This is a genomic window from Nitrosomonas sp. (genome assembly GCF_043753625.1).
GTDB lineage: Bacteria > Pseudomonadota > Gammaproteobacteria > Burkholderiales > Nitrosomonadaceae > Nitrosomonas.
Genome location: NZ_JAYUWI010000072.1, coordinates 1 through 26,993, shown reverse-complemented (window position 1 = coordinate 26,993; position 26,993 = coordinate 1). Strand labels below are relative to the sequence as shown.

General features: G+C 45.0%; 27 protein-coding genes. 11 read left to right on the top strand and 16 right to left on the bottom strand.

Going from position 1 to position 26,993, the window contains the following annotated elements:
- Window positions 1-184 precede the first annotated feature (184 nt).
- Window positions 185-793 (bottom strand): MotA/TolQ/ExbB proton channel family protein, encoded by a 609-nt coding sequence (locus tag ACH10T_RS07130; RefSeq protein ID WP_394808620.1) that lies wholly within the window; start codon window positions 791-793, stop codon window positions 185-187.
- Between the two features lie 366 nt (window positions 794-1,159).
- Between ACH10T_RS07130 and xseA the strand changes: the two genes are divergently transcribed.
- Window positions 1,160-2,509: an exodeoxyribonuclease VII large subunit gene (gene xseA / locus ACH10T_RS07125; RefSeq protein WP_394808619.1), complete on the top strand. Its 1,350-nt coding sequence runs from the start codon at window positions 1,160-1,162 to the stop codon at window positions 2,507-2,509.
- A 54-nt stretch (window positions 2,510-2,563) separates the two neighbouring features.
- Window positions 2,564-2,938, top strand: coding sequence for a DUF423 domain-containing protein (locus ACH10T_RS07120; RefSeq protein WP_394808618.1), 375 nt, complete (start codon window positions 2,564-2,566; stop codon window positions 2,936-2,938).
- A 432-nt stretch (window positions 2,939-3,370) separates the two neighbouring features.
- Here ACH10T_RS07120 and amrS read toward each other — a convergent pair whose 3' ends face one another.
- The 5 genes from amrS to ACH10T_RS07095 form a co-directional block, all read right to left on the bottom strand.
- Complete coding sequence (amrS, locus tag ACH10T_RS07115; RefSeq protein ID WP_394808617.1) at window positions 3,371-4,468, bottom strand: AmmeMemoRadiSam system radical SAM enzyme; 1,098 nt, start codon at window positions 4,466-4,468, stop codon at window positions 3,371-3,373.
- Window positions 4,461-5,054 (bottom strand): AmmeMemoRadiSam system protein A, encoded by a 594-nt coding sequence (amrA, locus tag ACH10T_RS07110; protein WP_394808616.1) that lies wholly within the window; start codon window positions 5,052-5,054, stop codon window positions 4,461-4,463. The genes amrS and amrA overlap by 8 nt, the downstream gene beginning before the upstream one ends.
- 14 nt (window positions 5,055-5,068) lie before the next feature.
- Window positions 5,069-5,851, bottom strand: a complete 783-nt coding sequence (gene amrB, locus ACH10T_RS07105; RefSeq protein ID WP_394808615.1) for an AmmeMemoRadiSam system protein B — start codon at window positions 5,849-5,851, stop codon at window positions 5,069-5,071.
- A gap of 200 nt (window positions 5,852-6,051) precedes the next feature.
- Window positions 6,052-6,192, bottom strand: a complete 141-nt coding sequence (locus ACH10T_RS07100; RefSeq protein ID WP_394808614.1) for a hypothetical protein — start codon at window positions 6,190-6,192, stop codon at window positions 6,052-6,054.
- A gap of 106 nt (window positions 6,193-6,298) precedes the next feature.
- Entirely contained in the window at window positions 6,299-7,537 is a 1,239-nt protein-coding gene (locus ACH10T_RS07095) for a lipase (RefSeq protein ID WP_394808613.1), read from the bottom strand.
- Between the two features lie 514 nt (window positions 7,538-8,051).
- Here ACH10T_RS07095 and ACH10T_RS07090 point away from each other — a divergent pair.
- Window positions 8,052-8,609 carry an FxDxF family PEP-CTERM protein gene (locus ACH10T_RS07090; RefSeq protein WP_394808612.1) on the top strand — a complete coding sequence of 186 codons (558 nt, stop codon included), beginning with the start codon at window positions 8,052-8,054 and terminating at the stop codon, window positions 8,607-8,609.
- A 124-nt stretch (window positions 8,610-8,733) separates the two neighbouring features.
- Here the strand turns inward: ACH10T_RS07090 and ACH10T_RS07085 are convergent, their stop codons facing one another.
- From ACH10T_RS07085 to ACH10T_RS07055, 7 genes are all read right to left on the bottom strand, one after another.
- Entirely contained in the window at window positions 8,734-9,639 is a 906-nt protein-coding gene (locus ACH10T_RS07085; protein WP_394808611.1) for an FAD:protein FMN transferase, read from the bottom strand.
- 66 nt (window positions 9,640-9,705) lie between these two features.
- Complete coding sequence (locus ACH10T_RS07080; RefSeq protein ID WP_394808610.1) at window positions 9,706-12,405, bottom strand: DUF3570 domain-containing protein; 2,700 nt, start codon at window positions 12,403-12,405, stop codon at window positions 9,706-9,708.
- Between the two features lie 57 nt (window positions 12,406-12,462).
- Window positions 12,463-12,717, bottom strand: a complete 255-nt coding sequence (locus ACH10T_RS07075) for a DUF4266 domain-containing protein (protein ID WP_394808609.1) — start codon at window positions 12,715-12,717, stop codon at window positions 12,463-12,465.
- 2 nt (window positions 12,718-12,719) lie between these two features.
- Complete coding sequence (locus ACH10T_RS07070) at window positions 12,720-13,226, bottom strand: TlpA disulfide reductase family protein (protein WP_394808608.1); 507 nt, start codon at window positions 13,224-13,226, stop codon at window positions 12,720-12,722.
- 57 nt (window positions 13,227-13,283) lie between these two features.
- Window positions 13,284-13,748: a hypothetical protein gene (locus ACH10T_RS07065; RefSeq protein ID WP_394808607.1), complete on the bottom strand. Its 465-nt coding sequence runs from the start codon at window positions 13,746-13,748 to the stop codon at window positions 13,284-13,286.
- A gap of 144 nt (window positions 13,749-13,892) precedes the next feature.
- Window positions 13,893-14,669, bottom strand: coding sequence for a hypothetical protein (locus ACH10T_RS07060; protein WP_394808606.1), 777 nt, complete (start codon window positions 14,667-14,669; stop codon window positions 13,893-13,895).
- Between the two features lie 153 nt (window positions 14,670-14,822).
- Window positions 14,823-15,557 carry a hypothetical protein gene (locus ACH10T_RS07055; RefSeq protein WP_394808605.1) on the bottom strand — a complete coding sequence of 245 codons (735 nt, stop codon included), beginning with the start codon at window positions 15,555-15,557 and terminating at the stop codon, window positions 14,823-14,825.
- Window positions 15,558-16,340: 783 nt separating this feature from the next.
- Between ACH10T_RS07055 and ACH10T_RS07050 the strand changes: the two genes are divergently transcribed.
- On the top strand, window positions 16,341-17,885 hold the full coding sequence (locus ACH10T_RS07050; protein ID WP_394808604.1) for a fused MFS/spermidine synthase: 1,545 nt from the start codon (window positions 16,341-16,343) through the stop codon (window positions 17,883-17,885).
- 19 nt (window positions 17,886-17,904) lie between these two features.
- Here ACH10T_RS07050 and recN read toward each other — a convergent pair whose 3' ends face one another.
- Window positions 17,905-19,581 (bottom strand): DNA repair protein RecN, encoded by a 1,677-nt coding sequence (recN, locus tag ACH10T_RS07045; protein WP_394808603.1) that lies wholly within the window; start codon window positions 19,579-19,581, stop codon window positions 17,905-17,907.
- Window positions 19,582-19,603: 22 nt separating this feature from the next.
- Entirely contained in the window at window positions 19,604-20,476 is an 873-nt protein-coding gene (locus tag ACH10T_RS07040) for an NAD kinase (protein ID WP_292993114.1), read from the bottom strand.
- 298 nt (window positions 20,477-20,774) lie between these two features.
- Between ACH10T_RS07040 and hrcA the strand changes: the two genes are divergently transcribed.
- The gene (hrcA, locus tag ACH10T_RS07035; RefSeq protein WP_394808602.1) at window positions 20,775-21,794 is read left to right on the top strand and encodes a heat-inducible transcriptional repressor HrcA; all 1,020 of its coding nucleotides are present in this window, start codon (window positions 20,775-20,777) and stop codon (window positions 21,792-21,794) included.
- 103 nt (window positions 21,795-21,897) lie between these two features.
- Entirely contained in the window at window positions 21,898-22,983 is a 1,086-nt protein-coding gene (gene hemH, locus ACH10T_RS07030) for a ferrochelatase (RefSeq protein ID WP_394808601.1), read from the top strand.
- 45 nt (window positions 22,984-23,028) lie between these two features.
- Here the strand turns inward: hemH and smbP are convergent, their stop codons facing one another.
- Complete coding sequence (gene smbP, locus ACH10T_RS07025; protein WP_394808600.1) at window positions 23,029-23,373, bottom strand: small metal-binding protein SmbP; 345 nt, start codon at window positions 23,371-23,373, stop codon at window positions 23,029-23,031.
- Between the two features lie 400 nt (window positions 23,374-23,773).
- Between smbP and ACH10T_RS07020 the strand changes: the two genes are divergently transcribed.
- The 5 genes from ACH10T_RS07020 (at window position 23,774) to ACH10T_RS07000 (ending at window position 26,897) form a co-directional block, all read left to right on the top strand.
- Window positions 23,774-24,067, top strand: a complete 294-nt coding sequence (locus tag ACH10T_RS07020; RefSeq protein WP_394808599.1) for a hypothetical protein — start codon at window positions 23,774-23,776, stop codon at window positions 24,065-24,067.
- A gap of 80 nt (window positions 24,068-24,147) precedes the next feature.
- Window positions 24,148-24,441 (top strand): PepSY domain-containing protein, encoded by a 294-nt coding sequence (locus ACH10T_RS07015; RefSeq protein WP_394808598.1) that lies wholly within the window; start codon window positions 24,148-24,150, stop codon window positions 24,439-24,441.
- Between the two features lie 37 nt (window positions 24,442-24,478).
- Window positions 24,479-25,165, top strand: a complete 687-nt coding sequence (locus ACH10T_RS07010; protein WP_394808597.1) for a response regulator transcription factor — start codon at window positions 24,479-24,481, stop codon at window positions 25,163-25,165.
- A complete protein-coding gene (locus ACH10T_RS07005; protein WP_394808596.1) occupies window positions 25,162-26,502 on the top strand; it encodes an ATP-binding protein in 1,341 nt (446 codons plus the stop codon). Before ACH10T_RS07010 ends, ACH10T_RS07005 begins: the two co-directional genes overlap by 4 nt.
- 221 nt (window positions 26,503-26,723) lie before the next feature.
- Window positions 26,724-26,897, top strand: coding sequence for a hypothetical protein (locus ACH10T_RS07000; RefSeq protein ID WP_394808595.1), 174 nt, complete (start codon window positions 26,724-26,726; stop codon window positions 26,895-26,897).
- Window positions 26,898-26,993 lie beyond the last annotated feature (96 nt).

Below are 26,993 nucleotides of genomic sequence, written 5' to 3'. Positions count from 1 at the left end.
AGTTTTTCCAAATTTGACGCGATTAAAACCATTTTTCCGGTGAAAATAAAAGTGAATTAACTACCAAATGACAGAACCTTTGAATTCTTATAAGCGACATACAAAGCGCTTAAGATCCAGAATTATTCAGATTTGATGGCCATGCACACAAAAAGTGATGAACGCAATGTTTTATGAAAAAAACTCAACCTTCTCGCTCTCCATGCACTATTTCTACTAATTTTAAAGCCTGTAATTCCATTTCAATAACAAAATCGTCGATTTTTGCACGGAAATGGCGATAAAAGATCATGCTGGGAATCGCCACGAGTATGCCAAATGCTGAATTATACAAGGCGACAGAAATTCCATATGCAAGCTGCGCTGGGTTGCTTCCGGCAGGCGAATTCGAACCGAAGATTTCTATCATACCGACCAAAGTACCAAACAAACCCATCAAAGGACTCAACGCAGCAATAGTCCCCAATGTAGTCAAGTAGCGGCTCAGATCATGCGCAATCACACGACCGGCTTCTTCAATCGACTCTTTCATGATTTCACGCGAGCTTTTCACATTTTTAAGCCCGGCAGCAAGAATTCTTCCCAATGGAGAATGTTTCTGCAAATGCGCAAGCATCTCCGGATTGACGCCACCGCGTTTATACTCACTTAATACTTTAGGCAATAATTCTTTCGGTGAAATAACACTTAAACGCAATGTCCACATCCGTTCCCCGATGATGCCAAAGGCAACTACGGAAGCAAAAATGATTGGCCAGATCGGCCAGCCAGCCGCTTGAATTAAAGATAACACGTGATAGTCTCCTCACTCACTGTAGATCCAGGTATTATTCTGTGGCGTATTATATTACCTGATTTGTTTATTTTATAACTAAGTAACCAATTCGGCACGAATGAATCTTGATCGCGTATTTTCAGCCAGGAAAAATGGTTAATTTTTTATCCACAATTTCTGTGGATAAGTTTGTGAATAGGTAACAAGTTTAAGAATTAAGTTATCAATCCTAAACATCTTTTCTGGATTGACTGTTTTTTAATCTCATACAAATACATTAATAAACATTAGCCTAATTTACACTTCCCGATCAGCACGTACTCTACCCATTACATTGGGCCACGCTGTTTCAACAATAGATGCGGATTATTACACAATATCAAAATGAATCTGTTTCCAATCTCGAGTCTTTCCCATAAAGTGCTAACGGTAAGCGAATTAAACAGCAACACCAAGCAATTCCTGGAACAAAACATACCTTTACTCTGGGTTAAAGGTGAAATTTCAAATTTAAAGTGTTATCAGTCAGGCCATTGGTATTTTTCCCTAAAAGATGCCAGTGCACAGATACGCTGCGTCTTGTTCAACCACAAGAATCAATACATGGACTGGCAGCCCAAAGATGGCATGCAAGTCGAAGTACTGGCACTCGTTACACTGTATGAGCCGCGCGGCGATTTTCAATTGAACATTGAAACCATGCGCCGTGCCGGTTCAGGTGAGTTATTTGAAGCATTTGAGAAACTTAAATCCAGATTGGAAAAAGCCGGGTTATTCAACCCCGCAAATAAAAAACCGTTACCCGCATTCCCCAAACAGATCGGCATCATCACATCGCCGGATACTGCCGCATTACGTGATGTATTGTCGACATTACAACGCCGCATGCCGTCGTTGCCGGTCATCATCTATCCTACCCTGGTGCAGGGGAAGACAGCAGCCAATTCTATTGCTGATGCTATTAAAATAGCAAGTCAACGAGCGGAATGCGATGCGTTGATACTCTGCCGGGGTGGTGGCAGCATTGAGGATCTATGGGCATTCAACGAAGAAATTGTAGCGCTTGCGATTGCCGCCAGCTCCATACCGATCATCAGTGGCATCGGCCATGAAACAGACTTCACCATTGCAGACTTTGTCGCCGACATCCGCGCTCCCACGCCGACCGGAGCTGCTGAACTGGCCAGCAAGGACTATAAAGAATTAAGCCGCCACCTGAAAACCTTGCACCAGCGCATGTATCGCATCACTTTGCATCATATTGAATACGCAATGCAGAAAATGGATATCCTGACGCATCGTTTAGTTCATCCAGGCGATCGGATCAAACAGCAATATGTTCATTTACAACATTTGCAGAATCGATACATCAAGACTTGGGCACATCAGATCGAAAAACAACACTGGAAATTACTCGAATTTAATCAACGGCTAGCTGCCGCAAGCCCGGGCATTGTTCGGCTGGAGGTGCAGCAAAAAGAACTCTCCGCACGTTTCCGCTATTCATTTTCACGCTATTTCGAAACACTGGCAATCAACTTGCAGCATTTACAAACACAGTTATCACACCTAAATCCGCAATCGGTTCTGGAACGCGGCTACAGCATCTCCTATACCCTGCAAAACACCGTAATCCGTGACAGCAAACAAGTTCATTCCGGCGATAGAATTCAGGTAAAATTCGCGCACGGAATGTGTGAAGCTGATGTCAGCAAAACAAAAGATTCTTCATAAAAGCACAGGGATCTTATATTAATTCCACTCTATTTAATAAGGACTAGATTGTCGATGCCAAAAACTTTTCTGATTCTGGGCGCCATAAATGCCTTTTTATGCATCGCACTGGGTGCCTTTGGCGCACACGGGCTGAAACAAACACTATCAGAAAGTATGCTGTCAGTGTATCAAACGGGGATCCAATACCACTTTTATCACGCCTTCGGAATTCTCATCATTGGCCTGTTATTACTGCATTTCCCAAAATCCCGCTTAATCCCGATATCCGGCTGGTTGATGATGGCCGGGATTATTTTATTCAGTTTCAGCCTTTACGCATTAAGTCTGACCGGAATGCGCGGACTTGGCATGATCACACCATTCGGTGGTGTTTCGTTCCTCAGTGCATGGGCTTTACTTGTCTATGCCATCTGGAAAGAAAAATAAAAACAACTCGTTGTTAGCTTTCAGCTGTATCGCCCGAGGCGGTTAACCAGGCTGCGAGTGCGCTGTATTCCGTTATAAAAGAACCCCAAACAACACATCAACTTTATTGCAAATACTTCAAGAACCAGTTTACTGCAAGCTGTGCAGCCTGTTCCAATGTACCCGCTTCTTCAAATAAATGCGTTGCGCCAGGTACGAACATTAATTCTTTCTCGCATTTCATCAAAGCAAAAGCCTTTGTTTCCGAATTAGCCTGCAGCTAAGCTGTCGCAGCAAGCAGGTGGCGCGTCAGCAGGTCGATATCGAAACGCATAATCTTGATTCGGCGCATGTCAGCAAATCGAATTGCAACGTACCATTGCCTTGTTACGCTTTAGCACATGGGCAACAAAAGTATTGCAAGGACTAAAACGGTTGGAATTTTTACGGTATTCATACTATCGCTCCGATCTTAACCGGGACGCGTTGCCTGCCGAATTGACTGGTAAATTGCCCGTAACGGCCCGCAATGACGGTATTGCAATCTTCACAACGTCCCCCCGGAGTCAGATGGTAATGTTTGATTTCGTACCAGTCGCGAACGATGGCAGCTTTTCCGCATGCCGGACAGTACGTCGTATCGCCTTCAAGATTATGCACATTGCCGGTGTACACATACTGCAACCCGGCTTCCAGTGCAATCTTACGTGCCTGAATCAATGTTTCAACCGGTGTAGACGGTATATCATTCAGCTTGTAATCCGGATGAAAGGCGCTGAAATGCAGCGGCACATCGGTACCCAGTTCTTTCACGATCCACTCGCTCATCGCGCTGATTTCCTGACTCGAGTCATTCAGACCTGGAATCAACAAAGTAGTCAACTCAAGCCACACATCGGTTTCGTGCTTGAGATACTTCAATGTGTCCAGCACAGGTTGCAGGTGCGATCCGGTTTGCTTGACATAGAACTCATCGGTAAATGCCTTGAGATCAACATTAGCGGCGTCCATCTTGGTAAAAAAGTCACGCCGTGGTTGCGCGTGAATATAACCCGCCGTCACGGCCACAGTCTTGATACCTCTAGCATGGCAGGCATCCGCCACGTCCATCGCATACTCCGCAAAAATTACCGGATCGTTGTAAGTAAACGCAACACTCTTGCAGCCCTGTTTTTCCGCGTAGCGCGCAATAGCTTCGGGACTGGCTTGATCTAACAACTTGTCAAAGCTGCGCGATTTGGAAATATCCCAATTCTGGCAAAATTTGCAAGCAAGGTTACAACCCGCAGTGCCAAATGACAAAACACTACTGCCGGGATAAAACTGGTTTAACGGCTTTTTCTCAATGGGATCGATACAAAAACCGGATAAACGCCCGTAAGTCGTCAATACCATCGCACTGCCAACACGACCCCGGACGAAACAAGCGCCACGCTGCCCCTCGTGCAATTTGCAATCGCGCGGACACAAATCACACTGGATCCGGCCATCGCTAAGCTGATGCCAATATTTGGCTGGATATTGCTCAGCGGCACTAATCGGTTCATCCATGCGCACACTCCTTGGAATAATCGGTTTCGCGCCATTTGCTCACGGTATAACGAGATAACTTAACATCTTCAGCCCAGAAATTTTCAGATAATCTGGCTTTAGACTTGAGCTTGGCGAGAAACTGCTGTGGCTGTGGAAGGCTTTCCCATACTTGCGGTAAAAAAGTGCTGCGATAAGACCCATACTCGAACACCACTCCGTCAATGTCCGGCCGCAACTGCGCCAGCGCATCGGCTTCGCTGGTAAAATCAAGCGATTGCAATTCGGATAACAATGACACTTCGACGCTGACCGTCTCCAGTTCATCCGCCGCCAGCGGCATAAACCGGGGATCATGCAACGCGGCCGATATTGCATTATTGCTCACATCCTCAATCAATGGATCGCATGCTTGCAGCGAACCGATACAACCCCGCAATTCACCCCACTGCGTCAAAGTAACAAACGTTGCTCCCGGCTCAGAAAGCCACGGCATATTTTCATCAAGCTCTGCTGCAGATATACCAGGCACATGCAAAGCACGGGAAATGGCCGTACGTGCAATTTGCAACAGTATTTTTCCTTGCTCATTTTTCTCAACTGACATCTGCCTATCCCCCATTAGTTAAATGCAATCGCCGCATAACCGACCACTTGGTCGCGTGAACCTGCGGTATCCCCGGAGTTTCTCAAATCCAGTAAATGTGGCGTCAGATGATGTTGCCGAGCGACAATAATCAAGCCATTTATGCCCGCACTCCCGCACGCCTGATCATGTTCAATCGGCTGCCGTAACTCCATTATGGATTGAACCGTTGCACTGTCCACACGCTGCGCTGTCGCATAAGGTAAATAATGCGACAGATCCGAACTGATCACAATCAAGGTTTCTTCCCCGCCCCATAGTAGCTCCAATACTTCCGCCACTGCTTCTGCCGATGTCATGCCAATCGCCAACGGCAGCAAGGTAAAATCACCCAGCACCTTCTGCAGAAATGGCAATTGCACTTCCAGGGAGTGTTCAAGGACGTGCGCTTCCTTACTGACGATCACTTGGGGTAAATGGAAAATCGCGTTGGCTAAATCGGTATCCAGTTTCACGCTGCCCAGCGGCGTATCAAAAACATCCACTCCGGGTAAAGCCAAACCACACACGGCAACGCGATGCGCAGGACCGAGCAATACGACGCGCTGAATTGCCGACGCAGCAGAATGCAGGCTGGCATACGCTGTCGCAGCAATTGCACCGGAATACACATACCCCGCATGCGGAACAATCAATGCTTTGGGTTTGGAATCATGAAATTCCGCCTTTGCAAGCAAGTGCTGAACATCCTGCTCAAGCTGCCGTGCATCAGCGGGGTAAAACAAACCTGCCACCGCAGGCGAACGAATCGTAGTCATAGTTCTTTCTTCTCCAGTAGTCTTATTGATATAGGCATAAGACTCGAAACCAAGAAAAAGATTGCAACTATCTGGTCAACTCACATTCAACGGCCCTATGGAATCTATCTGCTATTTCAAAATCTTAATTGCACGCCGCTGATGATGCAAGCATATATCATTCGAACCCGAAGCAGCGGCGTGCAAATGGTTTAAATTCCCTACATTACGATCCAGCAAGGCTTGACTCTGACTACAAGCAACCACTTGTAGATTTCCGCTGCATCCAGGTTATCCAGTTGAATGCTCAATTGCTTCGAATATCGTTCGCCAAACTCAGCCACCAGCGATAGCGCATCCAATGTTTATCCTGTGGCTTAGAAGATGGATAAAGTGTTTTGCATCGATTAAATCACGCATCGATCATTTTGCAGTTGGGCTGAATGGATTTGAAGGCAATACTTCCGGTCACCAACCATCCCGGTAAGTATTCATCAGATTGGTCGCATTATTGGCAAACCGGTTGATGCTGTGACGGTCAATTCTTAGATCTTCCAGGTCTACCTCACGCTCAGGTAAAATTTCTTTGGTATTAAAATTAAATTGAATCAGTGGTGTTACATGATGAGAATCTAAATATATTTTTCCGGTTTCATCGGTATTAGAAACCGGATCATGAACATCGGCAATCACAAAAATTTTTTCTTGAAGCTCTTCGTTTGTTAATGTAATCGTATAAGTATCAAAAAAATGATCCGGAACGGGTGAAGAATTAAATGCAAATGTTTCTAATCCCAGAACAGCGCCAATAGCTTGTGCTAATCCGCCTCCTAAAGAATGTCCAGTCACAGTAATTTTAATGCCAGGATGCCGACTAACCACACTTTGAGCAAATCTAAACGCATCTTTAAATTGATCACTGACTGTCCCGATTCCTATGGCGACATCTGCAATCGCATCACGAGCAGTATCTTCCAATTCCTTAAATGAACAAGGAAAATCACAAGTCTCGGTGCCACGAAATGCCAGTGCTAATTCATTGGTATCGCGGTTTCTATAGACACCGGCATCCATTCCGGAATTTTTCCCGTTGGATTCTATTAACTCCCAAGAATCAACCGCAACATTATCAAAATCATATATTGCATCAGCAAGTTTCGCATAGGAGATAGACCGCCCCAGCAAATCAACCGCACGCCGCTCATCGGGAAGTAACATGCCGTAAGGTTTCCATGTGGTATTAGGGACATACCCGGGATTGTTGAACAGCGCAACGGTTTTCAGTTCAAACACCGAGACCGGATCATCGGTATCCGCATCGGTATCCGTCAACCAGGTCAAACTGACGGTGTAGCGTTCGGTACCATAAAGCTTCGGCACATCGATCTTGGGTAAAGTCAGTACGCCATTGAGAAATGAGAAGGTAGGACTATGCGTCTCGGAAACATCGTCAAACTCCACGCTCAACAATTTAAACCGGTTCGGATTATCCACTCCCATCCATTGTAGTGATGCTTTGTATAACTGATCACCCGATGAATCGGTCACAATAATTTTTTTCAGGCAGACAAGACTACTTGTTTCCAGAAAAGTCGCCGATGCGGTCAGATTCGTACACTCATCCGGCAATGCCTGCGCCATTGGTGCAGCGACCATCAGAACAGAAAAATTGACTATTCTGACAAAATACGAATTCCAGATTTTCATAAGTTACACGCTATTAAGTGGTTTGATTAAGTCTTAGCAGTTTAATCATAATCAAAACCTATGTGAATACATTGCCAATTATTATTGCAAAACTAAACAAACTGCATCATTCCATCAGCGATCCGCTTGATTCTCTTTGCCAGCCATATGGAATGTAGCAGTAGTTTGGGATGTGCCACCCTCAGATTTCCGATCCCGTAACAAATTCCGGTATAACTAAGCGAAGGTATATTCATCAATTTTCCTGCAAGAATCGATCTATCGAGAAAACAGGAAATTTCAGGATCAACTATTGCAGCAGAGATAAAATCCACTTCAAGCAGATATGTTTCCGACTTACACTTACACTTGCATTACCATTCCATCTAACAATATAACCCCATTTATACTATGACAATTTTGGTATAAATGAACTATAAAAAATCGAGAGACTTTATAAATTCAAGTGTTATACTTTTTCAGCTTTTGATTGAATGGATAAAAAGTTTTTACAATATCACTTTAGGAGTTTGGTATGCGAAATAGTTCCCGACAAAAAGTATTAACGATTATTGCATTAGCTTCATTGGGGCTTGGAATTGAAACTGCTAGTGCGAGCACATCTTTTGGCGCTTGGTATCTTAATCCAATCAATCCAACTGAAGCTATTGCAGATTTTGGCAATAATGATATTAACGGACTTTTCGAAGATCATATTCCTTTCAACTTGCCAGTAGGCTATAGCGGTTTTGGTGGTGATAGTGTGATAGTAGGTTTCGCGGGGAGTTTCGATCTAACTTTTTCTGAATTTAGCTTATGGGATTTAACTGATAATACACTTATTGCTACAGATGATGGATTTACTGATCTATCACAGTGGTTTAAGTTTTCTGGTCCTTTACCTCAGAACCATTCGTACGAACTGGTACTAAAAGACAACTTACTTGATGGCTATACGAATGGTTCATATGCTGGAGACTTAACGATTTCTGCAGCAATACCAGAACCAGAAACTTATGCCATGCTGTTGGCCGGCTTAGGCTTGCTCGGGATTAGGCTCACTGCAGAAAAGAAAACGTTTAATTTAGTTTAGCTTAGTTGCATTTCGGACGGCCCCGTATCTTGGCGGGGCTTCTTTTATAAATTAACAAACATTTGCCTCTATCCAAATTCGCCAGTACGTACCAAGTTTCTCTGATCAAATCAATCATCAACACTCATTCCATCAACGACCCACCGGATTCTCCCTGTACATTGACCCATAAATGCGGCAACCCAAGTGCATTCAACCATTCAGGTCCTTCTTCACCTTTCAGCATACCGATAGTCGATGCGCTGCCTGCGACGACGCAAAACTCACCGATGATGCTGACTGCCGCCATATAATTGACCGGCCAACCGGTTTTTGGATTCAACACATGCCCGTAGCGCACGCCATTTAAAGTAATGCACCGTTCATAATCCCCGCTGCTTGCCAGCGCGCCGGAATGCAAGAGTAGTGTTTGCAATAAACCGCCGGGGTTACGAGGATGGCGTATCGCGATGCGCCAGGGGCTACCGTCATCATGCGAGCCGATAATTTTGATGTCGCCACCCAGGTTAACGATACCATGATTAATCCCAGCATTCCGGCATAACGAAGCGGCACGATCGACGGCATACTCCTTAACCACGCCGCCAAAATCGATTTCCATACCGGGAACAGTCAATGCCAGGAGCGGCCGTTGCCAGTTTATTTTATGCCAGCCTATCTTTCCGAGCAGAGCTGCAATCGCTTCCTGAGCAGGTATGGCTCCCGACTTAAAATCCCAAACGCGACGCAGAATCCCGGAAGTAATATCAAATAGGCCATCACTTTGTTGATAACAGGTGTCTGCGTAATCGAGTAACCCGGCAGTTTCATCATCCACACGAATATGACCGCCTTGTGCCGCGATACGGTTAATCTCGGATAAAAAACTGTCTGTGCGGTAGCGGGAATATTTGGCTTCCAGGCGATACACATCATCCATAGCAATTCTGGCTGCACGCTTCGCTTTCTTAGCACTGCCAGCATAAAGCTGAATCGAACAAGGCGAACCCATCGCTTTAAAATCGTAGTGATAGTACTTTAGCTGAGCCATGCAGTTACATTCTGTGTAACGCTAGAAAAACTGTAAAAATTATGGAAAAACAGATTTCATTTTCACCTAGAACTGGTAGCTCCAGGTAGCCGCAAGCGCGCCCTGCCGATCCAGCTGAAATCCGTTAAAATCACTCTTGACCGGCTGTATCCATTCGAAACCGAAGCGGTTACCGGCGAACCGACCGCCAGGTATCCTGGCGTTCAACCCCAACCCGACATCCCAGAATTGTCCGCCATAATTCGCGGGAAAATCCATCGGACCGATACGCGCACTAAATTGATTAAAGTCTCGCTGTATCGCATCTTGCCAAGTGTACACACCACGCACGGATGCAGTCAGCCAATGTGTTAAATCATAACCGCCCCAGGTTGTCGCTTGAAATAAGTCGCCCAAACGGTAACCGGATTTATTTTGATCTTCCATACGCTTGACACCACTCAACTGCGTACCCCAGGACCAGCGGCTCCTTTCCCCGGCATAGGTCAAACTCGGGGTGAAATCCCAGGTACCGCTACCCAATTGCATACCAAAATGAATCAACCCGCCATCCGCTTGGTGCGTACGCCGTACTTCGATATCCACTTTTCCGGTCGGTGCACTGAACCCTAGATTCGCATGGACACGATGTCCAGGAATATTCAACAGCTTAATCAGTGATGAAAAATAAGTATCGCCTACGGCACCAGTTTCATGTCCCGCTGCGCCATGATGGCCATGTGCACCCGAAGTATCGACTTTTGCTCCAGCTAACTGACGCAGATTCATGTCCATATCCATGAAGGTTGGCATCAACATCACGTTGAACCACTTGGACGGCGCGTACATTAGATCAACCATATGCATACGCATATCCATGAAGGCGGGAGTAAATTGACACGAACTATTCCCACACCCTTGATCGATGATGGTTTGATCACTCACTTTATGGGTACCATGCATCATATTTCCACCGGTCCAGTTGTACATAAATCGGTAACCCGCCATAAAATCTCCGGGTTTATCGAGCATATGACCAAACATGATGCCCGCAGGGGGAATTTTGTGATGGTGATGCGAGGACGCATGACGATGTGATTCGGAAGATCCACCTGAACCACCCATCGGCAACGAAGTGGTCGGCTCAATATCAAACCTAACCGCCGCATTCGCTACATAATAATCAAAATCAGCAAAACTGTTATTTCCGCCATTACCAATCTGCATCGAACTGGCTCGCGTATAGTATTCAAAACCGGCTTCCAATGCGACGCCTTTACCAAGCATTTTGCTTAATACCACGCCGCCGCTTAATGCGCCAAACCCCGCCAAGCGGTGATCACTGGAAAAATTATCGGGTAATTTTCCAGCATCGAATGACTTAAATATCGGTTGCGGATTAACCAAAAGTCCATCGACTGGATTACCGTTCTGATCAACTAGACTAAATGGATCGGCACCGAAATACTGGATAGCAGGGTTTTTCCCATCAAGCCAGACTTTTCGTCCGAGACTATCGGTCTCATGTCTCTGGAAAGCTTGTTGAGAGAACAAAAAAGGCTGGTAAAAGCTTGCAGAATCTTGTGAATAATAACGAATCCGAGGGGTCAACGTCCACCCGCTTCCAACCGGTTGCACCCAACTTGCATCAAAGGTGTTCGTATTCACGCCCCAATCGTCTACCGATAACCTGTAGCCCAGGTGCAATGCTGCATTAAACGGATTGATATAGTGAATATATTTGGCATTTAAAGCTACTTGGTTACGAATGTTGGGCCGCTGTTCAATGAACGCGCGTACATCACCGGCAATTAAGTTACTGTTTAATTTAGTCGGATCAATAAAAATGATCGATGTCGCTTTGTAAGGGTTTTCCAAAAATCCATTGCTATGCGTATAGCCGATATTGGCATCAATCAATGCATTCTTGCTCAAAACCTGAGTTAACCCAACATTTGCGATCCAATCCTGTCGGTTACCCTTCAAAATCTCAGAACCGCTACGATTAACAATTTGCTGTGCATACGCGGTTTTGGTGATATATGGAGATGAGTCGCCATCGAGAATTGCGCCGACTTGACTGTGCGTATAGCCGCCGCCAAATTTAACACTGGTCAGTTTCTGATTAAAATCCAGGCGGGCACCCATGTTGCCAAAGCTTGATTGATAATCTCTTTCTCTGGAAAACCCACCGCCCACGTTCACAGCCGATTCATTCCGTTCATGACTCAAACCAAAATTGGCTTGCCGGCGTGTTTCCGGAGAAGCAGACGACATGACGAGGACGGATCGGCTATCAACAACGCCCGTCGATTGTTTAGTAAGGGGATCAGTTCCAATGGGATTTAGATCTCGGTCTAAAAGTATTGTGCTATTCAGAATAGGCGAGGCACCGGCCACTACCCCATTAACGGTATACGGACGATTACCGCCATTGGTAGCCAATGGCGTTGTAGTGACGGGGGTTGCGCCTGACCAGGTATCTTGCGTATACCCAAAAGAAAGTTTGGTGCGATCGGTAAGAGAAAAAATGCCACTGCCATGCAAGACATCGGCACTGATTGGTTTTAAATTATTCGGGGCGCCATAAAGATTACGCTCACCTTCCTGGTAACGGCTATACTGGAAATTGATCCGATCTGTTCCTGCCGCATGCCCTGGTGTGATTAATAGACCCGGCAATACCAACGCCGCCGAGGTTAATGCTTGAAGGGTAGTATTTCTTGGCTTTGCAGACTGTATTTCTGGATTTTTTAATTGATGATTGCTGCCCGGGCGTTGGGGCATACTATTCCGTTGCAAATTTTATTGACCTAAAGAAAACAACTTCTAGCAGGGGTCAGTTTAGTAACAACCGCAACCACCACCCCCTGCAGAAGACTTATGGCTTGGAGCCGCTTCGCGGCTACTGTAATTGTGCGACTGTATTTCACTTTGCAGTGGATGCGGATCCAATTCCATCTGCGATTTTGCCAGATTTCCTCGCTCCCAGGCATTCACATGAATACAACCGGTCGACAATCCGATACCTATTACAAGCACTAATTTGACTAAAACACGCTGATTCTTTTTCATGCCAATCAAGCCAGTCTCTGTCATTCCTATGGACGTTCCATCACGAGTTGCGTAATTAAAGCACGCAACTCTTCCGTTTCACCAGGGCGGAATCCTTGATGAATATGACGGATCGTTCCTTTTCGGTCAATCAGATAGGATGTTGGCATTGCCATCAATTCAAAAACCTTGGCACACTCTTTACTTGAATCTGCAACAATGGAAAAATTAGCCGGATACTTAGCAAGAAATTCCTGTGCATCTTTGATTTTTTCATCCAGATTGACACCGATCACATGCAAACCCTTATCCTTCAGATCATGATCCAGTTGATTTAAAAAAGAAAATGATTTTACACAAGGCGGACACCATGACGCCCAAAAATCCACATAAACAACCTCCCCTTTCAGCTCTTGTAAATTATGCGCAGGTTTACCATCCAATGTCGTCAATACACAGGAAGGTGATATCTTATCCAGGTGCTCCGCAAATGATGCGGTTGCAAACAAACCCAGTATTGAAGTGATCAGAAATAACAATTTTGTTTTTTTCATTGTGTAGCTACCTAAACGATCTTAAAGCAAAGTTGTGTGTAGTTCAAAAAATGGACATTACTCAAATTGTCTAACAACAATTGTCGTTCCCGTGTGTATAGGCGGCGTATCATTAGTTTGGCAATGATAGGATACTAAAAAAGATCGAGCACCCTCACCAGTTTTATTGACTAGCAATTGATATACACCCTCTCCACCATGCACTCTGGCTTCGGGACTATATTTACCATCACCTGAAACTGGATCGGTAGTACTGTTCGCGAGATTCCCTTTAATTATTTGCAAATTAACCAACAAGTTATCTTGTGGCGGCGAAGTATCTTGAATACTGGCAACCAAGTGATCTGCCGGACCATTACCATCATCAGTACAAGTAACCAACGCATAGCCGGTAAAACTCGCGACATTACCATTGGGATCCATGGTAGCACCGGCATCATCCGCACTACTTATACCAAAATAACCGAGTGCAACAACCAGAAAAACTGCCTTTACTACTTTATCAAAAAATTTGTGCTGCATGATTACGTATCTCTCTCAAGTGAAATGCCTGCTTTGTTGAATATCAAGATTTCTACAGTCCTTCTCCGAAAGATGATCGGACACGCATACCAGAAAAACTCATTCGTGTCCGCCATCTTTGTCACTGTTTAGAACAAAATCAAATTATTTAGGCCAGATTTGGTTGCCATCCATGTTAATTCGCAAATCACGATTTAACTGAGTAGCCGATGGTTTAACCACAACATCAACCCCTGCGCCACACGATTCCGGTAAGGGAGCAATACTGCGCGTAACTTTCAACGTAGCGGGTGAATCGAAACCATGCAATCCGACACCATCGTAATCAGAACCGACCGCCGGTGTCCACATTTGAACTGTTTCATCACTAAATCCTGATTTATCAGTAACCTGGCAAATATCCGCAATTCCAAGAACGAACGTCACGCTTTTAGCGCAAGAAGTTGGTTCAATAATAACACCCGCAGTAGTGAATGGCACCACTGCTCTAAAGCCTCCGGTCAGCCCACTACCGCCACCGGTCCAAAAACCGAGCTTATTCCCCAGAGAATCCTTGATATATCCTTCAAAGGCGAAGATGCTGCGATCCTGAACTTTGGTGACAGGATTGCCCCAATTGGTAACAAAATCAGTCAATGGACCGGAATGCGGTGCGCCATCAACGGTTATGATCGAATCCTTGCCGTCTGGAAATACTGCCACTGATCCAATCGTATTGGCATCAACAGCGCCCGTCGCTGGATTTTCACAGCCATGCGAAATCACCACAGCATTATAATCACTGCCATGCCTTGCTGAATTTTCTGTGATTTCCGGTGTTTTTAATCGTGTGTGCGCAAACGCAGACTGCCATGCTCCCACCATTCCAACAGCAGTTATTAGAATTAAAGCACGGGTTTTAAATTCTGTAGATTTCAACATTTATGAGGCTCCTTAATCTATTTTATTTTTGAATTGACTATCTATTGTCATTTATTATTACTATTAATTTTTTATAAAAACCCTTGCTCTAAGGAAGCAAGAGGGAAAGCGAGGGTTTCATAAAATCAAACTGCATTAACACTTAGCGTTACGTTACTTAGGCCAAATTTGATTGCCGTCAATTTTGATCGGCATATCACGGTTTATTTGAGCGGCGGAAGGTTTCACTTCAACAGCCACGCCTGCACCACAGGATGCGGGCAAAGTGCTGGTGCGTGTAATTGTCAATGATGCTGGGCCATCATCTGTCGCACTCACCCGGTCATACGGTGTACCGAGACCAGTGTGCGTCCAGAGATTAACCGTTTCAGCGCTAAAACCGGAGGTGGGAGTAATTTGACAAATATCTGCAATGGATACATAAAATTTCACACTTGTCGCACAGGAAGTGGGCTCAATAATCACAGCACCGGCTCTAAATGGAATATAACCATTCAAATTATGCGGCAAGGAACTACCACCACCTGCCCAGAAACCAACTACATTATCATTCGAATCCGTTTTCTCGCCTTCAAAACTAAAAATAGCTCGACTATAATTTTTCTGCATCAGGTTTCCCCAATTTTGCACAAAATCGGTCAAAGCACCCGCATGCGCCGCGCCATCAACGGTAACCGTGGAATCCACTCCGTCAGGAAATACCACACTGGTACCTATGACGTCGTTTTCTCCACAACCGTGACCAATGATAACGTTGTTAGTCACCCGGGTGTTCTCAGCGACTGCCGGCGTTTCCAACCGAGTATGTGCGAGCACATTCTGCCCAGCAGTTGCTGTCATCACAGCCATTACTGAAACTGCAAAAAATTTATTACTGTATTTATTCATTTTTCCTATTCTCAGTCTACTAATTAATTTTATAATCGCTATGCCTTCCTAGTTACTTCGACTCCAGCTAATAACTAGACTCAAAAAACCCAAGCACAACCAGATTTCTAATTGTAAGAACGATTTAAAAATCGATGCATAACCAAACCACACTCAAGCTTTTCCTCAGAAACTTTGATTGCAGATTAGTACAATACAATCCTCCCATCAATTTTTTGAACCGACCAAATACAAGCCCAATATCCATTTATTACAACGTATGTAATTATCTTGGGTTATAGCAAAAACATCAATGTGACAAATTGTCGCACTTCATACAACACATATCACTAGTCAGTGATGCATTTCATAACATATTAATTAATAACGATCTGATTGTTAAACATTCAAACTAAGTGATGCTACATTTGCTCATGCTGCGACAATTTGCCGCATTACCAAATCAGTTTTTCTTGCATACAATTCCACAACTTCAATCAATTCAGTCACGGTCACGGCGAACCCCGCCCAAAACACCTTGGCCGATCCTTTCGGTAGATCTTGTTAAGGCAATCGTTACCTAAGCGCATGCCTTCAAAAAACGAGTATTGGCTCACGTCGGCGAAAATACTGGGGAAGATATTGGGGACCCTGTTGAAGGATGCACCAGCTGATATTATCGCCGTGCGAGGTAATCCCTTTCTAAGATTTAAATTATTGGAGTATCCGAATATAGTCATCTCGGGCGGCCATATGATCGTAAGTAATTTTAAGAAAAATAAGAACAACCATTCAAGGTAAACTATGAATCGACCTCCTTCAAATATCCTGGGAAAAGGCTGGTTATACTGCACCGTGTTTCTGACCGGCGCGGCTGTCATGGTAATAGAGCTTCTGGGCACGCGCTTGATAGCACCTTTTTATGGAGCTAGCCTGTACGTTTGGACTTCACTAATTTCGGTGACGCTAATTGCTTTGGCGTTGGGCTACTATTGGGGGGGAGTCTGGGCAGATCGGGCCCGATCTGGATTGTCACTCATTATCGCAATAGCGGGATTGTTGACAATCATTATTCCCTGGCTAACGGGGCCGGTTTTACTCGCCACCGATCCTTTAGGACTTCGCTTAGGTAGCTTTGTGAGCACATTGATATTGTTCTCACCCAGCCTGATCATGCTCGGCATGGTCGGACCTTTTGCGGTTAAGTTATCAACGGCCACCTTAGCAAAGGTTGGCGCCAGCACGGGTTCCATCTATGCGGTCAGTACGGTAGGCAGTGTAATAGGAACCTTATTCCTCGGCTTTTATTTATTTCCGGTGGTCGGTTCGCGTGAAATTTTTATTGGTCTGGGTATTGCACTGTTGCTACTGGCCATAATCGTTGCTTATATTGAACATCGGCATTTAAAATCAGCGGCGACGACAATACCTACCGCCTTATTAGTTGTTATTGGTATTGGTTTATATCCGCAAATCGCTAATTCGAACCGAGCGGAATCTAATGAATCTTTTCAAACCCGTTTTGAACGCGAAAGCCTATACGGCTGGGTTCGAGTAATAGATAAACCTAAGGAAAACATACGCCTACTGACTGTGGATGCGTCAACGATCGGTGCGGCCAGCATCAGTCACGGGGAGAACCTTTTAGCCTATCAGAAAATTGTGACGCTATTACCCGCTTTAGCTCCCGAGATGAAACGCGCTCTATTGATTGGTCAAGGAGCAGGACATATGGCGATGACCTTGAAAGATTACGGCATAGTAACCGATACACTAGAAATAGACCCGGCTGTCGCCGAAGCCTCCATTAAATTCTTTGGTTTTGTACCAACAGGTAAAACGATTATTGGCGATGCGCGCTATGAAATACGTCAGCTTAAAGGCCCCTATGATTTAATCATCCTGGATGTTTTTACGGGCGGCTCAGAACCAACACATTTACTGACCGTTGAAGCGTTAGCCCAATTACGAGACTTACTGACTAATCAGGGGATACTTGCACTTAATTTTGTTTCATTTCTGGATAATGGTCAAAATGCAACGCTGGCTTCCGTGGCAAAAACACTGGCCCAGGTCTTTCCGCATCAACAAGTATTTATTGCCGATCCAGACACCGATTTCAATGATTTTATTTTTCTCGCCACCAATCACGCAATGAACCTAAACGATGAATCATTTCCTGATAGCCACCGCACTTGGTTAAAACAACGGCTCGTGAATATTGATCAATCGCAGGGCATGACGCTAACCGATAATCTTAGTGCACTTGAACGCTTACAGATCCGCAAATCCGAGCACTATCGGCGAATGATCATTGATTTAGTGGGAACCAATCACTTTATCCGCTAACGGATAAGCGTTGTACGAACTAGTCAGCTAGGCCACTTTGCAACATCTCTGTCGCGTGTTGACGTGTTGTCTCGGTAATATTGACACCGCCCAGCATCCGTGCAATTTCTTCCACACGTTCCTGTGGGTCTAAGATATTTATCTTACTAATTATCTGCTGATTCTCTGTTTTACCCGCAGATTTAACGACTTGCCATTGCTGGTCTCCCGTTGCGGCCACTTGCGGCAAATGGGTAATACACAATACCTGACGCTCTTTTCCCAGTTTCTTTAATAAATTACCTACAATTTCAGCAACTTGTCCGCCAATCCCGACATCGACCTCATCAAAAATGAGCGTTGGCACCACGCCGACTTTGCTGGTTATGACTTGTATTGCCAGACTGATACGTGACAATTCACCGCCCGAAGCTACTTTTGCCAGAGGCCGCAACGGTAACCCCTTGTGTGCTGCAACCTGAAATTCAATCTGCTCCAAACCATTCGCATTACCCTGCGCCAGTAACGTCAATACGACAGAGAATTCCCCCCCAATCATTGCAACCCTCTGCATCGCAGCACTCACTTGCTGGGATAACGCCTTACTGGCTTTTTGACGTGCAGCGCTTAATTCTTTAGCCTGATTGTGATACTTTGCCTGCGCATCCGCTTCGAGTACTTGCAAATGACTGATATCTGAATCTGAACCCAACGTTTCCAGTTGATGCGTAATTGTCTCGAGCAATTGCGGCAGCTCCTCCGGTGTCACACGAAATTTTCTCGCTGTTGTATGAACCGTTGACAGCCGCTGTTCAATATCCTGTAATACCTGGGGATCCAAATCCAGATGTTGGTGATAGTGTTTCAGTTCGTAAACACTTTCCTGCAATTGAATTTGCGCCGAATCCAGCAAATCGGTGATTGTTTTAAGCTGACGATCATACTCAAGCAAATTTTGCAGTTGCCCATTCACGGTATTAATCTGTGCCAGTACCGCATTTTCACGCTCGGATAATACATCCATTCCCATTTCCGCCGCTGCCTGTAAAGCAGCCACATGAGTTAATCTGCTATGGTCTGCCTGCAATATCTGCCATTCTTCAAGTGTAAAATTTAGCGCTGATAATTCGTGCAGCTGCCAATCAAGTTGTTCGCGCTTGTCGCGTGATTCTGCTGCTCGTTGTTCCATCGCAATTCTTTGCTGATAGCAATCCTGCCAATTTTGATATGCCGCTTTGACCGCGCGCCCCAAATCACCGCAACCGGAAAAAGCATCCAGCAATTCACGCTGCACGTCTTTTTGCAACAGGGATTGGTGTGCATGTTGGCTGTGGATGGCTACCAGATATTCGCCTACACTCCGCAGTTGCTGCAATGTCACCGTGTGCCCATTGATATAGCTGCGCGAGCGGCCGTTGGTTTCAATAATACGGCGCATCAGACAACTATCCTGATCACCTTGCAAGTCATTTTCATCTAGCCAATGCAGTAGCCCCGGCAAACGGCTGATATCGAATGTCACATTGATTTCAGCACGCTCACAACCCAGGCGTATCTGACTGGTATCGCCGCGCTCCCCCAAAGCAAGCATCAGTGCGTCGATCAGAATGGATTTTCCCGCTCCCGTTTCTCCGGTCAACACCGTGAAGCCGGGCATAAAATCCAGTTCAATCCGGTCAACAATGACAAAATCTTTGATGGCCAGGTGTTTTAGCATAATTGCACATTCTGTGGAGTCATCAGGGAAATTCACTCCAACCCAGTTTTTCTCTTAGCATCCGATAATAACTGTGATTCACCGAATGTAACAGCCGCACTGTTTTGGGAAAACGCCGCACGACAACACTATCTGTCTGCTCCAGATCATAACAAGAATGACTGTCACAATTAATGCGCACATTGACCGCACTTTGCATCTGGATTTCAACACTGGCATCCGGCCCGATGACAATCGGACGGTTGCTGAGTGTATGTGGACAAACCGGAACCAACGCAATCAGATCCAGACTGGGGTGTAGGATGGGGCCACCAGATGATAGCGCATAGGCTGTTGAACCGGTCGGCGTGGTTACGATCAATCCATCAGAACGCAGTGTATTCACATATTCGTTATTGACCTTCACCTCAAACTCAATCATACCACTGCTCATGCCGCGATACAGCACTACGTCATTGAGTGCCAAGCTACCGAAAACACTGGCGCCGTCACGAATAATTTCAGCATATAGCAACATGCGACGTTCCGTGGTGTAATTTCCTGCCAGTATTTCATCAAGTGTTTCAAACATGGTGTCCACTGATAAATCGGTGAGAAAACCAAGCCGCCCTTGATTAATACCGATTAACGGCACATCATATGAAACCAGCATGCGGGCGATATTTAACATCGTACCGTCACCACCCACAACAACGGCGAGATCGGCCTTCTCACCAATCTCTTCCAGGGACAGCACTGGATATTTGTCACTACAAATATGTGATGCTGTGAGATGATCAAGTAAGATCTTATGATTCTTCCTCGTTAGATACTCGGCAAGATTGAGAAGCGGTATCGCGATTTCCGGATTTTTATGTTTACCGATCAACGCAATAGTTGTAAATGGCGAATTCATTACTTGGGTTATCGTTGGCTATTATTGATTGTATTGGGATTAGAATTAAATATAAACGTTAAATTACCGTTAAAAAATAGGTTAGTTAACAAGCCAACCAGGCAAAGTTGTATAAATGGCCTTTTACACACACTTAACCTGAAATATTAAATTTCCTAGAAAAACACCTTAATTCACACTAAAACTCAAATTCATAACTGATATGCCGGTATCCAGAAAGTTTAGCATAGTTGCGGTGAGACAAAATTACTGCTTACAACCAAACTATGAGACCTGTTGATTCGTGTAGAATTACACCATGTTAAATGAACGCGCTCAAATATTATTAAAAACACTGGTAGAACGATATATCCACGAAGGTCAACCCGTTGGTTCCAGAGCTCTTTCAAAGTCCTCTGGATTAGATTTAAGTCCTGCAACCATCCGTAATGTCATGGCTGATCTTGAAGAAATGGGATTGGTAACTAGTCCGCATACTTCAGCCGGAAGGATTCCGACACCGCAAGGTTACCGTCTTTTCGTCGACACATTGTTGGTGGTAAAAGCCCTGGATAGAATAGAACTGAGTCATCTGGAAAATCAATTACACCCTGATAATCCATCGCGCTTGATCAATGTCGCTTCGCAATTACTATCCGAGTTGACTCGCTTTGCCGGAGTTGTCGTAACGCCCAAACGCAAAGGCGCTGTATTTCGCTATATTGAGTTTATGGCTTTATCAGAAAAGCGCATTTTGCTGATCATCGTAACGCCTGAAGGAGATGTGCAAAATCGCATTATCTTTACCAATATACCCTACAGCCAGTCCGATCTGATTGAAGCCGGGAATTTTATCAATCAGCACTATGCAGGTTGTACTTTGGATGAGATTCGCGGGCGTCTGGATAACGAACTTAAACAATTACGCAGTGAAATGATCAGCCTGATGAATGCAGCCATTCAGGCAGGTGGTGATGCCATCAATGAAAGCAGTGAAACCGTGGTCTTGGCCGGTGAACGAAATCTGCTTCAGGTTGAAGATTTATCGGATAATCTAATCAGTCTGAAAAAATTATTTGAATTATTCGAACGTAAAACCAATCTGTTACAGTTACTCGAATTAAGCCGGCAAGCGCATGGCGTCAAGATTTTTATTGGCGGGGAATCCGATATAGCATCGCTGGAAGAATTCAGTGTAGTGACGGCGCCATATGAAATCGAAGGAGAGATCGTCGGTACAGTCGGTGTTATCGGCCCCCGACGCATGGCATATGAACGTATCATCCCGATTGTCGAAATTACCGCAAAACTCCTTTCCAGCGGCTTATCACAGCATTAATCTACCCTGTTTTAGCGATACACTCGTCGCCGGTATTATTGAAGCATCGTTGCTTTAGAGAAATTTATTATTTTAAACAGATTAAACTCTTACACTTATAACTATGCCCTCCAAATCCATCTATCAGCACGGATCGCCAAATCGAATCGGTGTATTACTCATTAATCTGGGTACACCCGAAGCACCGACTGCTCAAGCACTACGTCCTTATCTACAAGAATTCCTCAGTAATCCTCGGGTGATTGAAATACCCAGACTGATCTGGTGGCCTATCCTGCATGGTTTTATATTACCTTTTAGACCTAAAGCATCGGCTAAAAAATATGCAAAAATCTGGATGCCGGAAGGCTCCCCGCTCAAGGTTCATACTGAACGGCAAACAAAATTATTGCGGGAAGCATTACAAGCACGGCTGCAAAACCCGCCCATAGTTGAATACGCCATGAATATAGGCAAACCTTCTGTTGCAACAGTTATGGCAAAAATGCAAGAACAGGGTTGTGAGCGCATTCTCATCATTCCACTCTTTCCTCAATATGCTGCCAGCAGTACTGCCGCTGCAATGGATAATGTTTTCTCGGTATTAAACCGGATGCGCAATTTGCCCTCGATTCGTACCGTTAAGCAATACCATGATCATCCAGGCTATATTGCAGCATTGGCACAAAATGTAAGGGATTACTGGGATGCGCATGGCCGACCTGACAAACTGATTATCAGCTTTCACGGCACGCCGCGCGCAAGCCTGGATAAAGGTGATCCCTACCACTGTGCATGCCAGAAGACAGGGCGATTACTGGCTGAAGCATTGGCCTTAGACCCAAACCAATATTCAGTTTGCTTTCAATCGCGCTTTGGCAAAGCCAAATGGCTGACACCATATACCGCGGTAACACTGGAGCAACTGGGCAAGGAACAAACACAACGTGTCGATGTAATATGCCCTGGTTTTGTATCCGATTGCTTAGAAACTTTGGAAGAAATTGCCATAGAAGCGAGAAACACTTTTATACAAGCGGGCGGCAAGGAATTTCATTACATTCCCTGCCTCAATGAACGTAGCGACTGGATCCAGGCGCTAGCTGATATTACCTGCACGCATCTACAAGGATGGCTGGATATCGCAGTTACCGAGGAAGCAGCGCAATTATCCAGAAAGCTAGCATTAGAAATGGGTGCGAAAGACTAGAGATTTCCCCTCGGCAAAGCCGAGGGAATTATTGATTCTGAACAATCAATGACCGGATTGGCGCATATGTTTCATGGCTTCTTCAGTATGCTTGGCAGATTCAGGTCCATGCCCCATATCAGCATGTTTAATCGCTTCCTCTAAATGCTTGATCGCTTCATCCATATGTTTATGCGATGCCGCATGGTCATCTCTTGACGCCTTAGCATGCGCTAAGCTGTCTTTGGCATGCTGGAGCGCGTCTTTGGTATGCCCCATTTCTCCATGTGCTTGGGCTTTGCCTGCATGTTCCATCGCTTCTGAGGTATGCCCTGCATCAGATGCCCAAACCTGGGTGCTCATGAAAAAGACCAATGTTCCCGCTGCAATCGTTGTTGATATAGCTCGCATGATAATTACTCCTTTCTTTAACAACATGTTAATAATATGAACACTTCTGGGGAGATCCCAGCAGCCGGACTGCAACTTCGAGGAAAAACCTGCAACACACTTCTCCGAAGCTAATCAGTTCAGCATATTCTCAGTATATACCCAAACCTTATTTTTTCGTACCAATGTCCCAAATGGTTGATGTGCATCAATTGTTGTTTCGATCATCATCAATCTGCCTACATTACAAAATTTAAAAAAACTACTCTCTCAATTTTTTATTCGCGATCTTTTGCAATATCTCGGCATCTTTCTTTATTCAGTTTCCATTCATATCCTCCTGTGTAAATTAACACCAACAAGACCGAATCTAAACCGATTAACTGACAGGAGACATAAAATGGAAACCCCAAAAAAAACAATGTTGACTAGCCTTTTAATCATGGTGTTATTAGCATTTACGTTAGCAGCGCCCACATTAGCGCAAGCGGGCAGAGGTCATCATGGCCACCATCGTCACGGTCATCATAGCCATAAGCACCACAACCATTTTAATGGAAACAATTATATTTATAGTCAACCCCGTGGCTATAACCGGCCACACTACCCACAACCACGGTATAACTATTACTATCCAGCACCGGTTTATGGTGCTCCTCCTCATGGGATGATGGGCATTGATACCGGAAATGCGAGCTTTATGTTACGCTTCTGAAACGAAAAACTGGTAATAGGTACCTCAAACATACCTGTTACCGCTTAGCTTCTACCTTCAGTGTTCAGGACTGTTGAGTTATGAATAGATGGCAGGAAATTTTAGTAATTGTGATGTTAATGACTGGCCCAATCACTCAAGCAATGGCCGATTGGCAAAGTAGTGCCTCATACTATTATCGCACTGGCAGCAACCCGCTCACTGGCATCACCGAGCAAAAAGCGATCATGATTGCACAACAGCATTTCAAAGGCCGTGCGCTCTCAATCAATCATGATGACAACACTTACCGCATTAAAATACTCAGTAATAAAGGCACAGTACACACTATTCTGATTAATGCGACGGACGGATCGGTAATATCCACCCACTAATTCAAACCTCTTTCCTTTAAAATTCAAAAATAATGAAATGCGCATCCTGATCATCGAAGATGAAATCAAATTACAAAACCAGATTCGCCAGCAACTGGAATCCGTTGGCTATATGGTTGACACCTGCAGCGACGGCGAAGAAGGATTATTTTTTGCCACGGAATACCCTTTGGATGCCGCCATTATTGATATCGGATTGCCCGGCAAATCCGGATTGGAAATTATCAAGGCGCTACGTGAGCAAGGCAATCTGTTGCCCATTCTGATTTTAACCGCCAGAAGCGGCTGGCAAGACAAGGTGCAAGGCCTGGAAATGGGTGCAGATGATTACCTCACCAAACCGTTTCAAATGGAAGAACTGCAAGCCAGAGTCAAAGCGCTACTGCGCCGTGCAACCGGCATACCGCAAACATTATTAAAATGCGGCCCCATCACATTGGATGTCACAACTCAATCGGTTACTGTCAATGGAGAAATCATCGAATTGACCTCATTTGAATACCGCCTGCTGGAAGAATTGGTACGCCATCATGGCGAAATTCTCTCCAAACATACATTGGCCGATTATCTTTATCCGCACGATGAAGACCGTGACAGCAATGTACTCGAAGTCATGGTCGGACGTTTACGCCGCAAACTGGATCCCCAAGGCACGATGAATCCGATTGAAACCATGCGTGGACGAGGTTATCGCTTTACTCTGACATGCAACAAATCTTCATGATGTCTTTAAATCAGCGCGTTTTGCTCAGCGCAACCTTGGTTCTATTAATTTTTATCGTCGGAATTGCGTTGGCATTGGATCGCGCATTTTATGACAGCGCGCGTCTGGGTGTGCAGGATCGTCTATTCGCGAAGCTGCTCATGTTAATGGGGGATTCGGAAGTTGAAGAATCCGGTGTTTTGGATGTACCGACCAACTTGCTCGATGCAGAATTTGGTCACGTAAATTCGGATACTTATGCATTCATCATTGACCGCACCAACGCCATTACCTGGCAATCCACGTCATCGCTCAATGAAAAAATTCCGGCCGTGGCTCTCCTTGAAAAAGGAAAAAAAGAATTTGCGCAAATTATGATCGACGGCAAACCCCATTTTATATACAGCTACGGTGTTGCCTGGGAAACACAATCCGGCAGCTATCCGTTTACCTTCACCGTCATCACTAATACCTTACTGTTCGAAGCGCAGATAGAACGTTATCGCGAGGACCTGTGGGGATGGCTCAGTATCATGGTTGTTTTATTATTGGTCACGCAAATGCTGGTATTACGCTGGGGTTTGCAACCAATGCGCAAAGTTTCCACCGAGCTTGCAGCGATCGAATCCGGCCAACAGGAAAGCCTGAAAGATGTTTATCCCAGTGAATTAAAGCTGTTAACCGACAGCATCAACTCTTTGATCAACCACGAACACAAGCAACAGAAACGCTACCGTAACGGTCTGGCCGATTTAGCGCACAGTCTCAAAACACCACTCGCCGTTCTTCAGGGAGCGGTCCATGGCGAAGAAGACGAACAAAATCGGCACAAAACGATTCAAGAACAAATTGACCGCATGGATAACATCATCCAGTATCAGCTGCGCCGCGCCGCGACCGCCGGCAGCTCCCCAGGCATGGGGCTGATCACCTTACGCCCAATGGTCGACAGAATTGTGACTACCGTTGCAAAAGCTTATAGCAACAAGCGCCCGGAAATAACCATCGATATCGACGATGCGATCAGTCTGCGTATCGACGAAGGCGATTTAATGGAATTGCTCGGCAACCTGGTCGACAACGCTTTTAAATGGTGCCGCTACAACATTAATTTATCCTCGAGATATCATGAAAATCAAGTTGTTATACAGGTTAAGGATGATGGCTCCGGCATTCAACCGCATGAAATCGCTAGAATTCTGGAACGTGGTGTGCGTGCCGACCAATCCACACCCGGTCACGGCATTGGTTTGGCCATTGTCCGAGATATCATTCAAGTCTACGGTGGAGAACTGGCAATTGAAAATAATCGAACCAGTGGTCTCTGCGTTACCTTGCGCTTAAAGAAAAACAAATAATCCTAAGGGATTTCTGATTAAGTCCTTTGGCAGGTTCAAGACGAACAGTAATATATTGATTACATTAGTAGTAAGCTTGTCAGGTCATAACCGTAATCTACTAAATCAGAATTCCGGGTCTATGTGTTGTGATTCAATAAAACCAGATATCTTATTAATTCTATTTCGCGTTATAAGATGTAATAATAAGTCATCTGTTCTCACGTAAATGGATGACAATTATGGCAAGACCGGCAAGTGGAGAAGAGCATCTTGAATTGGCTCGAAATGCGGTACGGATAGCCAAAACAGCCGATGAGCTACGTAGTGCGCAGGCTTTGCTGCTGCCACTTGAATTAGGTCTAAATCTGGAACAGACGGCCATTGCTATTGGTCGCTCAAAAGGGAAGACCTGAACATCCCGCTAGAATTTTCAAGTGTTTTCGTCTATTTTTTTACGTATCTCATAGGCACGATTTTGTTTCAGCATTCTGAATATAATACGGCAAAGC

What these genes read in the sequence shown, in the direction of transcription:
- xseA (WP_394808619.1), top strand. Translation starts at nt 1,160, where the DNA reads ATGAATCTGTTTCCAATCTCGAGTCTTTCCCATAAAGTGCTAACGGTA.
- ACH10T_RS07120 (WP_394808618.1), top strand. Translation starts at nt 2,564, where the DNA reads ATGCCAAAAACTTTTCTGATTCTGGGCGCCATAAATGCCTTTTTATGC.
- amrS (WP_394808617.1), bottom strand. Translation starts at nt 4,468, where the DNA reads ATGGATGAACCGATTAGTGCCGCTGAGCAATATCCAGCCAAATATTGG.
- amrA (WP_394808616.1), bottom strand. Translation starts at nt 5,054, where the DNA reads ATGTCAGTTGAGAAAAATGAGCAAGGAAAAATACTGTTGCAAATTGCA.
- amrB (WP_394808615.1), bottom strand. Translation starts at nt 5,851, where the DNA reads ATGACTACGATTCGTTCGCCTGCGGTGGCAGGTTTGTTTTACCCCGCT.
- ACH10T_RS07095 (WP_394808613.1), bottom strand. Translation starts at nt 7,537, where the DNA reads ATGAAAATCTGGAATTCGTATTTTGTCAGAATAGTCAATTTTTCTGTT.
- ACH10T_RS07090 (WP_394808612.1), top strand. Translation starts at nt 8,052, where the DNA reads ATGCGAAATAGTTCCCGACAAAAAGTATTAACGATTATTGCATTAGCT.
- ACH10T_RS07085 (WP_394808611.1), bottom strand. Translation starts at nt 9,639, where the DNA reads ATGGCTCAGCTAAAGTACTATCACTACGATTTTAAAGCGATGGGTTCG.
- ACH10T_RS07080 (WP_394808610.1), bottom strand. Translation starts at nt 12,405, where the DNA reads ATGCCCCAACGCCCGGGCAGCAATCATCAATTAAAAAATCCAGAAATA.
- ACH10T_RS07075 (WP_394808609.1), bottom strand. Translation starts at nt 12,717, where the DNA reads ATGACAGAGACTGGCTTGATTGGCATGAAAAAGAATCAGCGTGTTTTA.
- ACH10T_RS07070 (WP_394808608.1), bottom strand. Translation starts at nt 13,226, where the DNA reads ATGAAAAAAACAAAATTGTTATTTCTGATCACTTCAATACTGGGTTTG.
- ACH10T_RS07065 (WP_394808607.1), bottom strand. Translation starts at nt 13,748, where the DNA reads ATGCAGCACAAATTTTTTGATAAAGTAGTAAAGGCAGTTTTTCTGGTT.
- ACH10T_RS07060 (WP_394808606.1), bottom strand. Translation starts at nt 14,669, where the DNA reads ATGTTGAAATCTACAGAATTTAAAACCCGTGCTTTAATTCTAATAACT.
- ACH10T_RS07055 (WP_394808605.1), bottom strand. Translation starts at nt 15,557, where the DNA reads ATGAATAAATACAGTAATAAATTTTTTGCAGTTTCAGTAATGGCTGTG.
- ACH10T_RS07050 (WP_394808604.1), top strand. Translation starts at nt 16,341, where the DNA reads ATGAATCGACCTCCTTCAAATATCCTGGGAAAAGGCTGGTTATACTGC.
- recN (WP_394808603.1), bottom strand. Translation starts at nt 19,581, where the DNA reads ATGCTAAAACACCTGGCCATCAAAGATTTTGTCATTGTTGACCGGATT.
- ACH10T_RS07040 (WP_292993114.1), bottom strand. Translation starts at nt 20,476, where the DNA reads ATGAATTCGCCATTTACAACTATTGCGTTGATCGGTAAACATAAAAAT.
- hrcA (WP_394808602.1), top strand. Translation starts at nt 20,775, where the DNA reads ATGTTAAATGAACGCGCTCAAATATTATTAAAAACACTGGTAGAACGA.
- hemH (WP_394808601.1), top strand. Translation starts at nt 21,898, where the DNA reads ATGCCCTCCAAATCCATCTATCAGCACGGATCGCCAAATCGAATCGGT.
- smbP (WP_394808600.1), bottom strand. Translation starts at nt 23,373, where the DNA reads ATGCGAGCTATATCAACAACGATTGCAGCGGGAACATTGGTCTTTTTC.
- ACH10T_RS07020 (WP_394808599.1), top strand. Translation starts at nt 23,774, where the DNA reads ATGTTGACTAGCCTTTTAATCATGGTGTTATTAGCATTTACGTTAGCA.
- ACH10T_RS07015 (WP_394808598.1), top strand. Translation starts at nt 24,148, where the DNA reads ATGAATAGATGGCAGGAAATTTTAGTAATTGTGATGTTAATGACTGGC.
- ACH10T_RS07010 (WP_394808597.1), top strand. Translation starts at nt 24,479, where the DNA reads ATGCGCATCCTGATCATCGAAGATGAAATCAAATTACAAAACCAGATT.
- ACH10T_RS07005 (WP_394808596.1), top strand. Translation starts at nt 25,162, where the DNA reads ATGATGTCTTTAAATCAGCGCGTTTTGCTCAGCGCAACCTTGGTTCTA.
- ACH10T_RS07000 (WP_394808595.1), top strand. Translation starts at nt 26,724, where the DNA reads ATGGCAAGACCGGCAAGTGGAGAAGAGCATCTTGAATTGGCTCGAAAT.